Source organism: Olivibacter sp. CPCC 100613 (genome assembly GCF_036959255.1).
In the GTDB taxonomy this organism is placed as follows: Bacteria; Bacteroidota; Bacteroidia; order Sphingobacteriales; family Sphingobacteriaceae; genus Olivibacter.
Window position 1 is genome coordinate 567,153 of the sequence record NZ_JAWMTI010000001.1, and the last position, 16,253, is coordinate 583,405.

Genomic DNA, 16,253 nt, shown 5'->3' on the forward strand with positions numbered 1-16,253 from the left:
TAAGGACTTGTATGGAAAAACTAAGCATTGTAAAAATTGGTGGTAATATTGTAGAGGATCAAATAGCCTTGAATACCTTCACCAGGGCTTTTGCCAATTTAGAAGGCAGAAAGATTCTAGTACATGGTGGAGGGAAGATCGCTAGTAAATTGGCAAATGAGTTAGGCATTGAAGCGAAAATGGTCAATGGCCGGCGAATAACCGACTTGGAAACGCTAAAAATCGTGACAATGGTCTACGCTGGATTGGCAAACAAAAATATTGTTGCCCTATTACAAGCGAATGACTGTGATGCGATTGGATTAAGCGGAGCTGATGGAAATACGATTTGTGCGGTTAAACGCCCTGTAAAGGAGATCGATTATGGATTCGCTGGGGATATAACGCCAACTTCAATTCATACTAAGCGTATTCAAGGCTTAATCGAGCTCGGTTTATATCCCGTATTTTCGGCGATAACCCATAATGGAGAGGGCCAATTATTAAACACCAATGCGGATACAATCGCCTCTGCATTAGCAGTCGCGCTCGCAGCAAACTATGAAACCGCCCTGATCTATTGCTTTGAAAAAAGAGGAGTACTAGAAAATATAGAAGACGAAAATTCCGTCATTACAGAAATTAACCACACCAACTATAGCGTATTAAAAGCGCAAGGCGTCATTGCCGATGGTATGATTCCAAAACTTGACAATGCTTTTGACGCTATTTCGAAGGGTGTTAAAAAGGTTGTCATCAAACATGCGGATGACCTAATCGATGAGCGAGCGGGAACAACCATTTTTTAATTAATCATTCAATACGAACATTATGCCCAAAATAACCATCATAGGAAGTGGCAATATTGGTCTTTCTTTGGCAAAAGGATTGATAGCAAAGGACTATTGTAATGCCTCCGATATAACACTTACCAGAAGGAATATCAGAACCATGGCACAGGAAGCGGAACTTGGTTTTAAGCTTTCGGATAATAATAGAGAAGCCGTTACAGATGCCGATATTGTAGTATTGGCGGTATTACCGCAGCAATTGAATCAGGTACTGGAGCAAATTAATGGAGCCATTATTCCTGAAAAGCATCTGGTCGTTTCCGTCATTTCAGGTGTAAATTGTCGAGATATTCGCCTTAAACTCGGAGATGACATACAAGTGATACGAGCCATGCCGAACACGGCCATTGCTATTGGACAATCAATGACGTGCATTGCTTCAGACAATGCACTTGATCAGAACATGGATGAGGTTACCCGCCTATTTGAGACGGTGGGTGCAGTTGTCACTATTAATGAAGATTTAATGACTTCGGCAACGGCCCTTTGTGCCTGCGGCATTGCCTTCTTTTTAAGAAGTATTCGCGCTGCCTCACAAGGAGGTGTCGAGATAGGTTTCCACGCACACGATGCCCTTAAAATGGCCGTCCAAACAGCGAAAGGGGCTGCTGATCTATTGCTACAAATGCAAAGTCACCCAGAAAGTGAAATAGATAAAGTAACTTCTCCAAAAGGCTGTACCATCGCCGGCTTAAATGAAATGGAACATAATGGTTTTAGTTCCGCCTTTATTAAAGGCATTAAACTTTCTGCCGAACGGGCCAGCGGACTATACAAAGATTAATATGAGCATGTTAATAACAGATAGTATCGATTTATTGAAAGACCTGATTCAGGTTCCGTCCTTCAGTAGAGAGGAAGTCGGAACAGCCACCCGAATTGAACAGTTCTTACAAGAAAAAAGTGTACCCTGTTACCGCGATTTAAATAATATTTGGGCCTTCAATAAGTTCTTCGATAAAAAAAAACCTACTATTTTGTTGAATTCCCATCATGATACGGTTAAACCTAATACGGGATACACGCGAGACCCTTTCAAGGCCGAGATTATCGACGGTAAACTGTTCGGCCTGGGAAGCAATGATGCGGGTGGCCCATTAGTATCGCTCCTCGCTTCCTTCCTACATTTCTATCCGCTAAATGGCCTGCGTTATAATTTATGCTTTGCCGCTACAGCAGAGGAGGAAATCTCTGGTAAGAATGGTATTGAATATATATTGCCTCAATTAGGTCCGATAGACTTCGCCATCGTGGGTGAACCGACGGAAATGCATCTAGCCATTGCAGAAAAGGGTTTAATGGTACTCGATTGCACAGCCCACGGTATGTCGGGACATGCCGCAAGAGAAGAAGGAGACAACGCTATCTATAAAGCACTGGAAGATATCGAATGGTTTCGTACTTATAAATTTCCAAAAGAATCAGCTATTTTCGGACCGATTAAAATGAACGTAACGATTATCAATGCCGGCTCTCAACATAATGTCGTTCCAGCCACCTGTAATTATGTGGTTGATGTCCGTACAACAGATGTCTACTCCAATGAAGAGGTGTTGGACGTGATTCGTCGGCATGTGAAAAGTGATGTGCAAGCAAGATCTACTCGACTCAACCCTTCATCAATCACAAAAGAACACCCTTTTGTGAAAGCAGGAATAGCTTTAGGGAGGAATACCTACGGTTCCCCCACCATGAGCGATCAGGCGCTCATTCCTGTACCATCTCTAAAAATAGGCCCGGGAGATTCCGCCCGCTCCCATAGTGCAGATGAATTTATCTATATTAGCGAAATCGAAACGGGCGTAGAACTTTATATAAAGATGTTAAATAATCTCTTATTTTAACGATATAAGGAGAGAATTATATTAACAGGATAAAGCTGAACAGCTAATAAAACCCATATAGAATGAAACTTTGGCAAAAAGAAACGGAAGTAGAACAGTCTGTTGAAAAATTTACGGTAGGTAACGACCGAGCCCTTGATCTGTTTTTAGCTCCTTTTGATGTATTAGGTTCGCTTGCACATACACAAATGCTAGCGCATATTGGCTTATTGACACCGGAAGAATTAGCGATCATTCAAAAAGAACTCAAAAATATCTATCATGAAATTGAAGATGGAGGTTTTAGTATCGATGAACATGTAGAGGATGTTCATTCACAGATTGAATTGTTGCTTACTCAACGTATCGGAGATGCCGGAAAAAAAATACACAGTGGCCGTTCAAGAAATGACCAAGTCTTAGTTGATCTTAAGCTTTACTTTAGAAATGAGATTAAACAGATCGTGGACAACACGAAACTTTTATTCGAACTACTCATCGAGCTCAGCAATCAATATAAAGACATCCTAATGCCAGGGTATACACATTTGCAAATCGCTATGCCTTCTTCATTCGGTCTTTGGTTTGGAGCTTATGCCGAAAGTTTAGTAGACGATCTGGAACTTATGCTGGCTGCTTGGAAGATTTGCAACAAAAATCCATTAGGTTCAGCTGCAGGTTATGGATCTTCCTTTCCTTTAAATAGAACATTAACCACAGCCTTGCTAGGTTTTGAGACCTTGAACTATAATGTAGTTTACGCACAAATGGGTCGCGGAAAAACGGAGCGTGTACTAGCACAGGGAATGAGTGCGATTGCTGCGTCATTGGCAAAAATGGCAATGGATGCCTGTCTATATATGAACCAAAATTTTGGATTCATTAGTTTTCCGGATGAGTTAACAACAGGATCGAGCATTATGCCACATAAAAAAAATCCAGATGTATTTGAACTTGTTCGCGCTCGCTGTAATAAAATCCAAGCGCTGCCTAATGAAATTGCACTGATGACTACGAATCTTCCCGCTGGTTACCATCGCGACTTGCAACTACTTAAGGAAAATCTATTTCCGGCCTTTCAATCGCTCAATGACTGCCTCCAAATGATGCATTTAATGCTCAACAATATCAAAATCAACACAACTATTCTTGAGGATCCAAAATATAGTTATCTATTCAGTGTAGAAGTGGTGAACCAGGAAGTATTGCAAGGTGTTCCTTTTAGAGAAGCCTATAAAAATATTGGTCGGGCAATAGAAAAAGGAACCTTTAAACCACTCAAAGAGGTGAAGCATACACATGAAGGAAGCATTGGAAACCTGCAGAACAAGGAAATAAAATATCTTTTCGATCAAGTACTTGCTGGATTTGGTTTCAACAAGGTTGACCATGCCCTGAAAGAATTGCTACAATAAGGATGAAAGGTACAAGGCATAGGGTTTAAGGTGAAACTACCTCCTTATGCCCTACGCCCTGTTCATATACCGTATCTGTTAATCTTTTACCAATGTACCTATTAACTCTCCTTGTGCTAGTCGAACCAAATTACCCCCTTTATTCATATCGAAAACGATGATCGGTAATTTGTTCTCTTGACACAAAGTGAAGGCAGTCATATCCATTACGTTCAATCCCTGATTGTACACGTCCTGGAAAGTAATCTGATCAAATTTCGTTGCATTGGGATCCTTTTCAGGATCTGCTGTATAAATACCATCGACACGCGTACCTTTTAATACTACGTCCGCATTGATTTCGATGGCTCTTAGAGAAGCGGCGGTATCGGTGGTAAAGTAAGGGTTTCCGGTACCCGCGCCGAAAATCACAATCCTGCCTTTTTCGAGGTGTCTTACAGCTCTTCTTCGAATAAATGGCTCACAAATCTGTTCCATTTTTATGGCGGTTAACAGACGGGTCTTCATACCTGCTTTTTCTAACGCATCCTGCAAAGCCATGCTGTTGATAACCGTAGCGAGCATACCCATATAATCAGCCTGCACACGATCCATGCCTGCTTTTTCCGCACTCAATCCTCGGTAAATATTTCCGCCGCCAATAACAATTGCAATCTCTACCCCTTCATCATACACAGCCTTTATGTCTTGTGCGTACTGGGCGACACGGTCAATATCAATACCGTACTGTTTGTTACCCATTAAAGCTTCTCCGCTAAGTTTAAGTAGGATACGTTTGTATTTCATTTGTATATAATTATTGATAAGTATTCATATAATGACCTGTGGAATTGCACAAGGCTTCTTCGCCATTATAAGCAGCGAAGAATCCGGTAACGATGATGTTTTTGTGGAATGTATTCAAGATAAACAGGAAACTGATTTGATTGGTATTTCCTTTTGATATGCAGTATTGGATATTCATCCAGCTATTATTTAATTTTTAAAGATATATAGTGTATTCTTTTCAATGTATCTTTCAAAACAACTATTTTATTATGGGAATCCTTATTCATTTCGAAACCTATTATTTACGCCCAAATCCATTCCCAAATATTTCGAGCAATGGAACTTCCGACGATTCAATATATCCATCCATGCCCTTTTAATAACCGTCAGGATCTTGAGACTGATCTTTGATGAATAAAAATAAGAACTGCCCGCCAAAGATATTAAAAAATAGTAATAATCCATTTACTCAAAAACGATCAGATACATAACAATTTCATCACAAAAAGAAACGATCACGAAGCGTTTCAGCAAGCCAGCGCCATTTCACCTCAATGCAAGTTCAAAAAGATAATTACTCCGGAAATTAGGTACGATTGTTGTACATTTATCTCAAAGCTTTTACCACAAACCTTAACACATTATATGGTGGCCTACTTAAATAAAATTTCAAAGTTAGCTGAGCACCTTCCGCTAACAATCCTATTATTTTCATGTACATGCTTAAGCTTTATATCTTGCTCTACGAAGAAAACGGCAACGGAACAGCAATTAGACGTACCTTATGTGGCAAGTAAGCCTTCAGTTGTCCAAGCAATGCTACAAGTTGCCCAGGTCAACAAAAACGACTTGATATACGATTTAGGTTGTGGAGACGGCCGAATTGTGATTACAGCGGCGAAGGAGTACGGAGCAACCGGTGTGGGGGTAGATATCGATCCGAATAGAATCAAAGAAGCCAATCGGAACGCCCAAAAAGAAGGGGTCAGTGATAAAGTCCGGTTCTTACAGCAAGATCTTTTTGATGTTGATTTTAGTAAAGCATCCGTTGTTACACTGTATTTACTCCCCTATGTTAATTTGAAACTCCGTCCAAAATTGTTGGAACAACTAAAGCCTGGAACCCGCGTTGTTTCGAACGAATTTGATATGGGTGATTGGAAGCCTGAGAAAAAAATAAAAGTTGGCGAATCCACTATTTACTTCTGGACAATTCCGGAAAAAAAGCCAAAATAATATGAATTATCTATGAGCGATAAATTCATTTCATTGACTTAACTTTGCCGGCATGGCTGGCATTTACTTTCATATACCTTTTTGCAAACAAGCATGTCATTACTGTGATTTCCATTTCAGTACCTCGTTCAAGTATAAAAAGAACATGCTGGATGCCATGGCAAAAGAACTACGCCTGCAATCCAATTATCTTAATAGGGCCCAAATTAATACCATTTATTTTGGTGGCGGTACACCTTCGATTTTAGAGGCCTCAGAAATAAATTTTCTACTGGATGAAGTAAGCCGTCATTATGACATCAACCATGTCACTGAAATTACACTGGAAGCTAATCCTGACGACTTAGACAAAATGAAGGTAGAAGCCCTTAGAAAAACTTCTATCACCCGATTTAGCATTGGAATTCAATCGTTCTATGACGAAGATTTAAAATGGATGAACCGTGCACACACAGCTCAGGAAGCTGACAGCGCAATTAAACGCGTACAGGATGCGGGTTTTGAAGATCTTACAGCCGATTTAATTTATGGTTACCCTTTATTGAGTGATGAAAAATGGCTAAGCAACATAGGGAAACTTGTACAGCTACATATTCCGCATATTTCCGCTTATAGTATGACCGTAGAACCCAGAACGGCTTTGGCTCATCTTATCAAAACGGGTAAACAAAAAGACATGGATGACGAACAATCGGCTGCACAATTTCTTCAACTTATAGAAACATTGGAAAGCAACACCTATGAGCATTATGAAATTTCAAATTTTGCACTGCCCAATCGTTACGCAAAACACAACACAAACTACTGGAAATCAGAACCCTATTTAGGAATAGGTCCTTCAGCACACTCCTTTAACAACTTCCAACGTCAGTGGAACATTCATAATAACCATCAATATATCGCGTCGATAAACGATCGTGTTGTTCCATTTGAGATGGAGATCCTGTCCGAAATGGATCGAATCAATGAGTATATTATGACCTCATTACGAACTATGTGGGGCCTCAACTTGGATTATATCGAAGACCTTTATGGAAGCGAATCATGCCGTATTATTGTAAACAATGCCAAGCAATTCGAGGAAGAGAATAAATTATATAGGGATCAGAATACACTCAAGCTTACGCTTTCAGGAAAATTGATGGCAGACCATATCGCTTCCGAGCTTTTCATCGAAGAAGAACATGAACACAAAAAAAACTAAAAAGAATATATTACCTAATAATCAACGCGTTATTTGGATTATCGGAGCCTCTTCCGGGATAGGAGAGGGTTTGGCAAAGTATTATGCGTCGATCGGGGCAAAGCTCATCCTGTCAGCCCGCTCAAAAGATCGGTTATACCAAGTGAAGACATCCTGCAAAGGTAATCCCATGAGCGTTCACGTATTACCCCTTGATTTAGAAGATAAAGCTTCTCTATCTGAAAAAGCACGGGAGGCCTTGCGCATTTTTGGTAGAATTGACACCTTAATCCATTCTGCGGGCATAACACAACGGGCCCTGGCAATTGAAACAAATCTATCGGTGGCACAAAAGATAATGGACGTTAACTATTGGGGGCCTGTAGCAATAACACAAGCTATACTACCCAGCATGCAGCAACTGGGCCAAGGACATCTCGTAGTTATAAGTAGTTTAATGGGAAAAATTGGAACCCGATTTAGATCGTCTTATGCCGCATCCAAACATGCGCTGCATGGTTATTTTGAGTCATTACGACCGGAAATTTATGACGATAACATACACATCAGCATCGTTTGTCCGGGTTTTGTAAACACCACACTCGGAGAAAAAGCACTAAAAGGTAACGGCGAAAAATATCAAAAGAAGGACGAGGTTCATGCAAGGGCCATGTCGGTTCCTCAGTTTGTGAAACGTTTAATCCCACATCTTAACAAGCAAAAAGAAGAAATATTCATAGCTGGAAGTGAGATTAAGGCTATTTGGGCCAGTAAGTTTCTACCAGGAAAACTTTTTAGGAAAAAAATCCGCGAAGCGAAAGTAATTTGAACGGACTTTGTTGTCAGTCTCACCTTTATTCTTCCTATTCGCAAGGGTTGGTCCAGTAAACGCTGCTACTTAACTATTTACCTACTCAACGGCTTCCTGCCAAATAATCCATAATCTTCCCTGTAGCACCCGCCTGTTGTTGCACATAGCCATATGCCCGATTTCCGGCTTCTTCTCTTATCGCTGTTTCTTGTAAACGTTCAAACAGAGCGACAAACTCTTGTAAGTTGTGAACGCTATAAGCTGCTTTAGCTGCAATTAGATCTTTTGCTTCTTGAAATTTCTGATAATTAGGCCCAAAAATTACAGGAACACCATAGGTTGCTGCTTCCAATATATTATGAATACCCACACCGAAACCTCCGCCAACATAAGCGACATCAGCATAGCTATATAAGTAAGAAAGCATCCCAATATTATCAATAATTAGAACAAAAACATTCGCATTATCTATTGGTCGAATGCTGCTATTTAATGTCGAAAAGCGAACACTCTGTTTAAATCGATTATCAATTTCATCTAAATGAACGGTGTCAACCATATGTGGTGCGATTACTATTTTCCACTCAGGATAAACCTGTCGTAAAGACATAATTAACTCTTCGTCCGGTAACCAGGTACTTCCGGCCACCAGCACTTTATGCCCTTTCACAAACTGGGAGACCACCTCGATCTCGCGCTTATGTTGCGAAAGATGTGCAACACGGTCGAATCGCGTATCCCCTGTTAAAGCGACGTTTTTTAGGCCAATACGATGTAGCAGCGAAACGCTTTCCTGATTTTGTGCGAAATAAAAAGTCACATACCGCAAGGTCGATCTAAAAAATCGGCCGTACCAAGTGAAATAAAACTGTCCTTTCCGGAATATAGCTGAAACTAAATAAAGGGGAATTCCCCGATTATGAAGCACTTTAAAATAATTATGCCAAAATTCATATTTTACGAAGAACACTTCTTCAGGATTGATCAGCTCAATAAATCTGCGCGCTTTGTTTGGTGTGTCTGCGGGAAGGTAAAACACATGATCTGCTTTTGCATAGTTAGCACGCACCTCATAGCCCGATGGAGAAAAGAAAGTAACTACCACCAATTTATCCGGAAAATGCTCCCGATAAGCCTCCAAAACTGTTCGTCCTTGTTCAAATTCTCCCAATGAAGCAAAATGGAACCAAGTATGTTTTTTCGATGAATCTACTTGGCGGATGATGTGTTTAAACAAATCTCTCCTACCCTCTTTCCATTTTCGAATTCTGACATTAAAGGGCGCGGCGATATATACAAAAAACTGACCTAAAAAAATACCCAAATTATATAATATCCACATGCTACTAGAAGATTATGAATCACTTAAAGGCGGATAAAGCCTGATAGTTTTTATAAGAAACGGCAATTATATTCAATTTGTTTATCTTCGCCAAAGAATATTCCAAACATTTATTAAAGCATGTCGAGAAAGCGTATACTTATTACCGGAGCAGCTGGTTTTCTAGGATCACACCTATGTGATCGATTTATTAGAGAGGATTTTCATGTAATTGGAATGGACAACCTCATAACCGGAGATCTAAGAAACATCGAACACCTATTTAAACTGGAAAATTTTGAATTTTATAATCACGATGTTTCTAAATTTGTATATGTGCCGGGACGCTTAGACTATATTTTACATTTCGCATCCCCGGCCAGTCCGATTGACTATCTGAAAATTCCAATTCAAACATTAAAAGTAGGCTCTCTAGGCACCCATAATCTTCTCGGTTTAGCACGTTCTAAAGAATCCCGTATCTTAGTGGCATCTACCTCAGAAGTATACGGAGATCCTACCGTTAGCCCTCAGTCGGAAGCGTACTGGGGAAATGTAAACCCGGTTGGTCCCCGCGGTGTATATGATGAGGCAAAGCGCTTTCAGGAAGCCATTACGATGGCTTATCATACCTTTCATGGATTAGATACGCGAATTGTCAGGATATTCAACACTTATGGCCCACGCATGCGATTGAATGATGGAAGAGTATTACCCGCATTTATCGGTCAAGCGCTAAGAGGCGAAGATTTGACAGTATTCGGTGACGGATCGCAGACGCGTTCATTTTGTTATGTAGACGATCAGATAGACGGTATTTATCGTCTATTGATGAGTGATTATACGCACCCACTCAACATAGGAAACCCGGATGAAATCACCATTAAACAATTCGGTGAGGAAATTATAAAATTGACAGGAACATCTCAAAAACTAGTTTATCGCGACCTACCTGTAGACGATCCTAAACAAAGAAGACCGGATATAACGAAAGCTAAGGAGGTGCTGGGTTGGGAGCCCAAAGTAGACCGAACAGAAGGTTTGCAAAAGACCTACGAATATTTCAAATCTCTTCCTGAAAAGGAAATAAAACACAAAGATTTTACGTATTATAACAAGCATTAATAAAAGATTCTTCATATGAGCAAAATTTTGGTTACTGGCGGCACCGGATATATCGGGTCGCATACTGTTGTAGAACTACAGCGTGCTGGTTACACGCCTGTTATTATTGATAACTTGTCAAATTCCAACCGAGGGGTATTGAAACAGATTGCTTCCATCACGGGAGACAGCCCCGAGTTTCATGAATTTGACCTCTGCGACGAGCAAAAAGTAGCCGAATTTGTAAATAACAACCCTGAAATTACGGGCCTTATTCACTTTGCAGCTAGTAAGGCTGTCGGAGAATCAGTAGAAGAACCAATTAAGTATTATCGAAACAATTTCTTTTCTTTACTTAATTTATTAAACGCCTTTAAGGGACGTGACATTAATTTTGTATTCTCCTCAAGCTGTACCGTTTACGGACAACCCAAAGAGCTCCCCGTCACCGAAGCAGCCCCTGTACAAAAGGCCGAATCGCCCTATGGCAATACCAAGCAAGTAGCTGAGGAAATCTTGAGCGATACAGCCAAAGCATTTTCCAATTATCATATCATTGCGCTACGTTATTTTAACCCGGTAGGGGCACATGCAAGCGCATTAATCGGCGAATTACCCTTGGGCGTCCCACAAAATCTTGTCCCTTTTATTACACAAACCGCCATCGGAAAACGAGAAAAAATCACGGTATTCGGAGATGATTATGATACTCCCGATGGATCGGCTATTAGAGATTACATCCATGTGGTAGATTTAGCAAAGGCACACGTGGCGGCCATAAAACGCTTAGAGGAGCAAAAGGCGGAAACGAATTATGAAGTATTCAACATTGGCACCGGTAAAGGCTTATCTGTACTCGAAATTATCAAAGCTTTTGAATCGTCAACCGGTGTCAAACTGAATTTTCAAATAGGGGCCCGTCGGGTTGGAGACATTGAGAAGGTTTGGGGCGATGTGTCTAAATCAGCAACCGAGCTGGGATGGAAGGCGGAATTGGGTGTCGAAGAAATGATGCGTTCTGCCTGGGCCTGGGAGGTTTATTTAAAAGAAAAAAATCCATTTGGATAATATATCTTATTTTGCAAACATTTCTAATAGAAAGACCATGAATATCATTATAACAGGCGGTGCAGGATTTATTGGATCGCACGTGGTAAGACGTTTTGTCAACAACTACCCGCAATATCATATCTTTAATCTCGATAATCTGACGTATGCAGGTAATCTGGCCAATTTAAAGGATATAGAGGACAGATCAAATTATCAGTTTGTTAAGGGGGATATCACCGATGCCGCTTTTATCGACGGACTGTTCGAACGCACCAAACCCGATGCGGTGATCCACTTGGCTGCTGAATCACATGTCGATCGCTCTATTAGCAATCCCTTGGATTTCGTGCTGACCAACGTTGTCGGAACGGTTAATCTACTGAATGCCGCGCGTAAATACTGGGCAACTGATCAGAGCAAGCGTTTTTATCATGTTAGCACGGACGAAGTATATGGGGCATTGGGAGAAAGCGGCATGTTCACCGAAGAGACCAAATATGATCCGCACTCTCCCTACTCTGCTTCAAAGGCAAGTTCCGATCATTTTGTCAGAGCCTACCATGACACTTATGGGCTCAATACGGTCATCTCCAATTGTTCCAACAATTATGGTTCACATCATTTTCCGGAAAAGCTGATTCCCTTGGCAATTCATAACATAAAGAACGAGAAACCTGTACCTGTATACGGAAAGGGGGAAAACGTTCGGGACTGGCTTTGGGTAGAAGATCACGCCCGTGCCATCGATGTGATTTTCCATCGGGCAAAGGCGGGCGATACCTACAATATCGGTGGCCATAATGAATGGAAGAACATCGATCTGATCAAACTATTATGTAGTATTATGGATCGGAAACTCGGACGCTCAATAGGCGAATCGGAAAAGCTCATCACATTCGTGAAAGATCGGGCGGGCCATGATTTACGATATGCCATCGATTCTACGAAACTTCAAAAGGAATTGGAATGGGTGCCGAGCTTGCAATTTGAAGAGGGTTTGGAAAAGACCGTTGATTGGTATCTAGCAAATGAAGAATGGCTAAATAACGTCACATCAGGGGCTTATAAAGAATATTATAGTAAGCAGTATGAAAGGGAATAAGGCAGTAGGAAGTTAAAAACAAAATAATTAGCTATCTCGATTCAACAAGGTCCCTACTAACTGTTCCCTATTAACTATTTAACAATGTTATACAATCCTTTTCAGAAATTTTCGTTTGACAATAAAACTTGTTTCTTAAGCGGCCAGACTTTAACATCATCCGAAGAACAAATACAAGTATTTCCTTCTTGGCTGATGCAGCACTATCAGCTGGAGGAAAAACCATTCAAACTCCTTGATGAAAGTATAACAACTTACAAGAAACTTCAAGTTCCTTGTTCGGTAGAGACCTCCGATAAGCTGGAAAAACTAGAAGAAGCCATAAAATCTGCCTTTCTTGGTGGTTATGAGGAAGTGATTAAACTTGACAGCCAATTATTATTTCAGTGGATCGGAAAGCTCCTTTATGGCATCGTATTCAATGAAATACAATTAGGAATAAGGCAGCAACTTATGAGCGGTGAAGCCATGAATTTTTCACAAGTTTTAGCTAGAAAGTTCACCAATCTACATGTTATGCTACAATCCATGATTAGACCGATGGAATTTGAAGTTAACTTACCTTTCAGTATCAACATATTTGAAATAGACAGCATAGATGACAAGTTCAATTACCGAGATGAAATAAATACGCTCGTTTTCTCGTTACGTATGAAAAATTTCGGCATCGTCGCTTGCTTACAGGACAATGGGGCTAACAACAAATACCACGACACGAAGCTTCAAATAGTATCCGGTAAGAAATTGCACCCAATTCAGTTCGAGGAAATTTGTGGGCTTTTCTTTTATTCTGCTTACCTTTTTAATCGACTACCTGAATATGCGATACTTCCAACAGAAGAAGTTGTTTATATCGAACCCATGCCGCTAGCCGGTACTGACACACGCCCGATCTTTGACCCCTTTCAAGCTAAAACGTATGGGCAGGTACTGGAAAATTTCTGGAAACCTTGGGGGTTCACATTATTTGAAATCATTAAAGATCCTGAAAACCCCATGACATTCCTAACGGATCAAACCGGCGCTTTTCGTCCTTGTGAAACGATAGAGTTGCCAAAGACATATGACAATTAAGTAAGCAATTGCCCTACAGCCGTGAAAAAATGACCAATTACTTGGGGATATAATAATATAGTAACAACTACGCCAACAACAGCGCCATAGAAATGGGCGTCGTGATTAATACTATCGCGGCCGACTCTAGCTGCCCAAATGCAGTAGAATAAAAACAACGGTCCGAAAATAACCGCAGGGATGGGAATAAAAAATACGCCAATATAAGAAGTGGGTTGAAATAAAATAGCACTAAAAAGCACTCCGCAAATAGCTCCTGAAGCACCAAGACTATAGTAATTATAATGGTTTTTCTGCTTGATGATCGTAGTGATATCGCTGATAATCAAACTCAACAAATAAATCAAAGCGAATTGTATATGCCCCCAGCTACTGATCGAAGCCAATATTCGCTCTAGCTGAAACCCGAAAAAAGAAAAGGTGAACATGTTAAAAAATAAATGCATCCAATCTCGGTGGATCATACCGCTGGTAAGTAGCGTATATACTCGTTCTCCCCTACTTATGCTGTACGGATGCAACATGAACTTTTCAAGAACGCCGTGATTCGAAAAGGCATAAATGCTAGTAATAAGTGTGAAAATAAAAATCAGGCTGGCTACAGGTGTTTCCGTGATATAACTCTCCATATCTTAAATAATAGGGTTGAAAATACTAAAAAAATGTCATTAATCGCTAGAATAATCCTAATTGTTTACCCTGCATCGGTACAAACAAGTCTGTGCGCAATTCAGGCAATTTATTCCCCCCCATAAAACGAGACACCGATAACTTAAATAACTGATGCAGACTTTCAGCAAGTCGCCCTTCCCCACTAATTCGCCGACCGAACTGACTATCATTTAGATTCCCTCCATGACAAGCCGCGATACCATGTAAGATCTTTTCGGCCCGATCGGGAAAAGCTTTATAGACCCAATCTTTAAACAGCTCACTAATCGCACCGTTCAACCTTACAATGGTGAAGGAGGCGGCAGTTGCGCCATGCTTTGCCGCTTGCTCAATAAGTGCGGGCATTTCATCACTATTCAACCCTGGTACAATTGGTGCACACATCAGCATGACGGGGATACCTGTGTCTGTTAATTGTCTAATTACCTTGAGTCGACCAGCAGCTGTCACGGTTCTGGGTTCCATCTTTTGTCTCAACTCCTCATTCAAGGAATTGATGGTAACAGCAACCTGTACAAGCTTCCATTTTGCCAGTTCACTTAAGATATCAAGATCACGAAGTATCAAGTTGTTTTTACTGATAATAGAGACAGGATGTTTATATTTTAGAAATACCTCAAGCAGGGAGCGAGTAAGCTTAAGTTTACGTTCTAACGGCTGGTAACAATCTGTATTACCAGAAAGCATAATGGTGGAAGGAACATAGCTTTTTGCATTAAACTCCTTTTCCAAAAGTGCCGCGCAGTTGCGCTTGACAATAATCTTTCTTTCAAAATCCAAACCTGCACTATAACCCCAATATTCGTGCGCATTCCGTGCATAGCAATAAATGCAACCATGCTCACAGCCCTGATAAGGGTTAATTGATCGCATAAAGCGTAAGTCCGGGCTGTCACTTTCGCTGATGATTTGTTTAGGATACGATTCGATTACCTGAGTCGCAGTGTTTTCCAAAAAAGGTTCATCCAAGCCCTCAATGTGCTCGCAAATATATTTATTCTTGAAAAATTTATTGTGTGTATTGATTTGAGCACCCCTGCCTCTAAAATACTCCTCATTTTGTATTGCGTCCATAAACAAATATACTAAAAATATTAGTTTAAATACTATTATTTTTAGTATATTTGTTTAAACTGATTCGAAGGTATCGTCGACTAGGAGTAAATAGAGCTGCTTCGGCCCATGAGCCCCCAAAACCAGCGTTTTTTCAATATCGGCTGTTCTACTAGGACCTGTAATGGTACTGATCATCGTTGGCAGCTCTTGGTTATATCGCTGTTTAATAAGTTCAAACCCGTCCTTTAGGTCCATTACCAATTGCGACGTATAAGCAATGACTACGTGCACGTGCGGATAAATACTCAATCTCCTGCCCGCAAGATCACCATTGCTTACCATAATACTCCCAGATCGAGCAATTAAGGCTTCGCATTTTGTAATACCCATTTCTGCTTTTTGGAACTCCGTGTCACCTCTAAAGTATGGAAATTCATAGCGATCCAGTATTTTCTGTATCTCTTTTTCCCAAGCATAAATCTTTCTAAGCCCTTCCTTTTCCGTAATCGCAAGTAGGCTTTCTATCAACTGGATTTCATCTTCACAAAAAACGAAATTCCCTGCAACTGCTGTAAAATTTTGGGCAAATAATATCTCGATAACCTCGTCAGATTCTTTGTATAACGGCACCTCTTCCAGATTAGGGTAGGGATTATCGCGCTTTAGCAACAACGCTTTTCGTATTTTCTTCAGCAATCTTTCCTTCGCAGTAGCTTCTTGCATAATCAATCTATTTAAAGTGCAAGGTATGAGTTTTTTATTAAAAATTTGAAGGAGAAGATAGACTGTACACTGAATGGTGAATATA

Annotated in this window: 17 protein-coding genes; 11 read left to right on the forward strand and 6 right to left on the reverse strand. The window is 40.5% G+C overall.

Going from position 1 to position 16,253, the window contains the following annotated elements:
* Positions 1 to 11 precede the first annotated feature (11 nt).
* From argB to argH, 4 genes are all read left to right on the forward strand, one after another.
* Entirely contained in the window at positions 12 to 788 is a 777-nt protein-coding gene (gene argB, locus RYH73_RS02180; protein WP_335311617.1) for an acetylglutamate kinase, read from the forward strand.
* Positions 789 to 810: 22 nt separating this feature from the next.
* Complete coding sequence (proC, locus tag RYH73_RS02185; protein ID WP_335311618.1) at positions 811 to 1,614, forward strand: pyrroline-5-carboxylate reductase; 804 nt, start codon at positions 811 to 813, stop codon at positions 1,612 to 1,614.
* 1 nt (position 1,615) lies between these two features.
* Positions 1,616 to 2,674, forward strand: coding sequence for a M20 family metallo-hydrolase (locus RYH73_RS02190; RefSeq protein WP_335311619.1), 1,059 nt, complete (start codon positions 1,616 to 1,618; stop codon positions 2,672 to 2,674).
* A gap of 62 nt (positions 2,675 to 2,736) precedes the next feature.
* The gene (argH, locus tag RYH73_RS02195; protein WP_335311620.1) at positions 2,737 to 4,068 is read left to right on the forward strand and encodes an argininosuccinate lyase; all 1,332 of its coding nucleotides are present in this window, start codon (positions 2,737 to 2,739) and stop codon (positions 4,066 to 4,068) included.
* A gap of 78 nt (positions 4,069 to 4,146) precedes the next feature.
* Here the strand turns inward: argH and pyrH are convergent, their stop codons facing one another.
* Positions 4,147 to 4,854, reverse strand: coding sequence for a UMP kinase (pyrH, locus tag RYH73_RS02200; RefSeq protein WP_335311621.1), 708 nt, complete (start codon positions 4,852 to 4,854; stop codon positions 4,147 to 4,149).
* A 10-nt stretch (positions 4,855 to 4,864) separates the two neighbouring features.
* Complete coding sequence (locus RYH73_RS02205) at positions 4,865 to 5,032, reverse strand: hypothetical protein (protein ID WP_335311622.1); 168 nt, start codon at positions 5,030 to 5,032, stop codon at positions 4,865 to 4,867.
* A 449-nt stretch (positions 5,033 to 5,481) separates the two neighbouring features.
* Here RYH73_RS02205 and RYH73_RS02210 point away from each other — a divergent pair, with 449 nt between their 5' ends.
* From RYH73_RS02210 to RYH73_RS02220, 3 genes are read left to right on the forward strand one after another with little or no spacing between them, the layout of a single operon-like run.
* Positions 5,482 to 6,072: an SAM-dependent methyltransferase gene (locus RYH73_RS02210; protein WP_335311623.1), complete on the forward strand. Its 591-nt coding sequence runs from the start codon at positions 5,482 to 5,484 to the stop codon at positions 6,070 to 6,072.
* 52 nt (positions 6,073 to 6,124) lie between these two features.
* Positions 6,125 to 7,276 carry a radical SAM family heme chaperone HemW gene (gene hemW, locus RYH73_RS02215; protein ID WP_335311624.1) on the forward strand — a complete coding sequence of 384 codons (1,152 nt, stop codon included), beginning with the start codon at positions 6,125 to 6,127 and terminating at the stop codon, positions 7,274 to 7,276.
* Entirely contained in the window at positions 7,257 to 8,084 is an 828-nt protein-coding gene (locus tag RYH73_RS02220; protein WP_335311625.1) for an SDR family oxidoreductase, read from the forward strand. The genes hemW and RYH73_RS02220 overlap by 20 nt, the downstream gene beginning before the upstream one ends.
* An 85-nt stretch (positions 8,085 to 8,169) precedes the next feature.
* On the opposite strand, the gene RYH73_RS02225 is transcribed toward RYH73_RS02220, so the two are convergent.
* Positions 8,170 to 9,408: a 3-deoxy-D-manno-octulosonic acid transferase gene (locus RYH73_RS02225; protein ID WP_335311626.1), complete on the reverse strand. Its 1,239-nt coding sequence runs from the start codon at positions 9,406 to 9,408 to the stop codon at positions 8,170 to 8,172.
* Positions 9,409 to 9,528: 120 nt separating this feature from the next.
* Here RYH73_RS02225 and RYH73_RS02230 point away from each other — a divergent pair, with 120 nt between their 5' ends.
* The 4 genes from RYH73_RS02230 (at position 9,529) to RYH73_RS02245 (ending at position 13,717) form a co-directional block, all read left to right on the forward strand.
* Positions 9,529 to 10,512, forward strand: coding sequence for a UDP-glucuronic acid decarboxylase family protein (locus RYH73_RS02230; RefSeq protein WP_335311627.1), 984 nt, complete (start codon positions 9,529 to 9,531; stop codon positions 10,510 to 10,512).
* A 15-nt stretch (positions 10,513 to 10,527) separates the two neighbouring features.
* A complete protein-coding gene (gene galE, locus RYH73_RS02235) occupies positions 10,528 to 11,559 on the forward strand; it encodes a UDP-glucose 4-epimerase GalE (protein ID WP_335311628.1) in 1,032 nt (343 codons plus the stop codon).
* A gap of 37 nt (positions 11,560 to 11,596) precedes the next feature.
* The gene (rfbB, locus tag RYH73_RS02240) at positions 11,597 to 12,643 is read left to right on the forward strand and encodes a dTDP-glucose 4,6-dehydratase (protein ID WP_335311629.1); all 1,047 of its coding nucleotides are present in this window, start codon (positions 11,597 to 11,599) and stop codon (positions 12,641 to 12,643) included.
* An 84-nt stretch (positions 12,644 to 12,727) separates the two neighbouring features.
* Positions 12,728 to 13,717 carry a hypothetical protein gene (locus RYH73_RS02245; RefSeq protein WP_335311630.1) on the forward strand — a complete coding sequence of 330 codons (990 nt, stop codon included), beginning with the start codon at positions 12,728 to 12,730 and terminating at the stop codon, positions 13,715 to 13,717.
* Here the strand turns inward: RYH73_RS02245 and RYH73_RS02250 are convergent.
* The 3 genes from RYH73_RS02250 to RYH73_RS02260 are packed head-to-tail and all read right to left on the reverse strand — an operon-like array spanning position 13,714 to position 16,168.
* Complete coding sequence (locus RYH73_RS02250) at positions 13,714 to 14,346, reverse strand: rhomboid family intramembrane serine protease (RefSeq protein ID WP_335311631.1); 633 nt, start codon at positions 14,344 to 14,346, stop codon at positions 13,714 to 13,716. The two genes, RYH73_RS02245 and RYH73_RS02250, sit on opposite strands and share 4 nt — an antisense overlap.
* Before the next feature lie 46 nt (positions 14,347 to 14,392).
* Positions 14,393 to 15,463, reverse strand: a complete 1,071-nt coding sequence (locus RYH73_RS02255; RefSeq protein ID WP_335311632.1) for a PA0069 family radical SAM protein — start codon at positions 15,461 to 15,463, stop codon at positions 14,393 to 14,395.
* 54 nt (positions 15,464 to 15,517) lie between these two features.
* Positions 15,518 to 16,168, reverse strand: coding sequence for a LutC/YkgG family protein (locus RYH73_RS02260; protein WP_335311633.1), 651 nt, complete (start codon positions 16,166 to 16,168; stop codon positions 15,518 to 15,520).
* Positions 16,169 to 16,253: the final 85 nt, after the last annotated feature.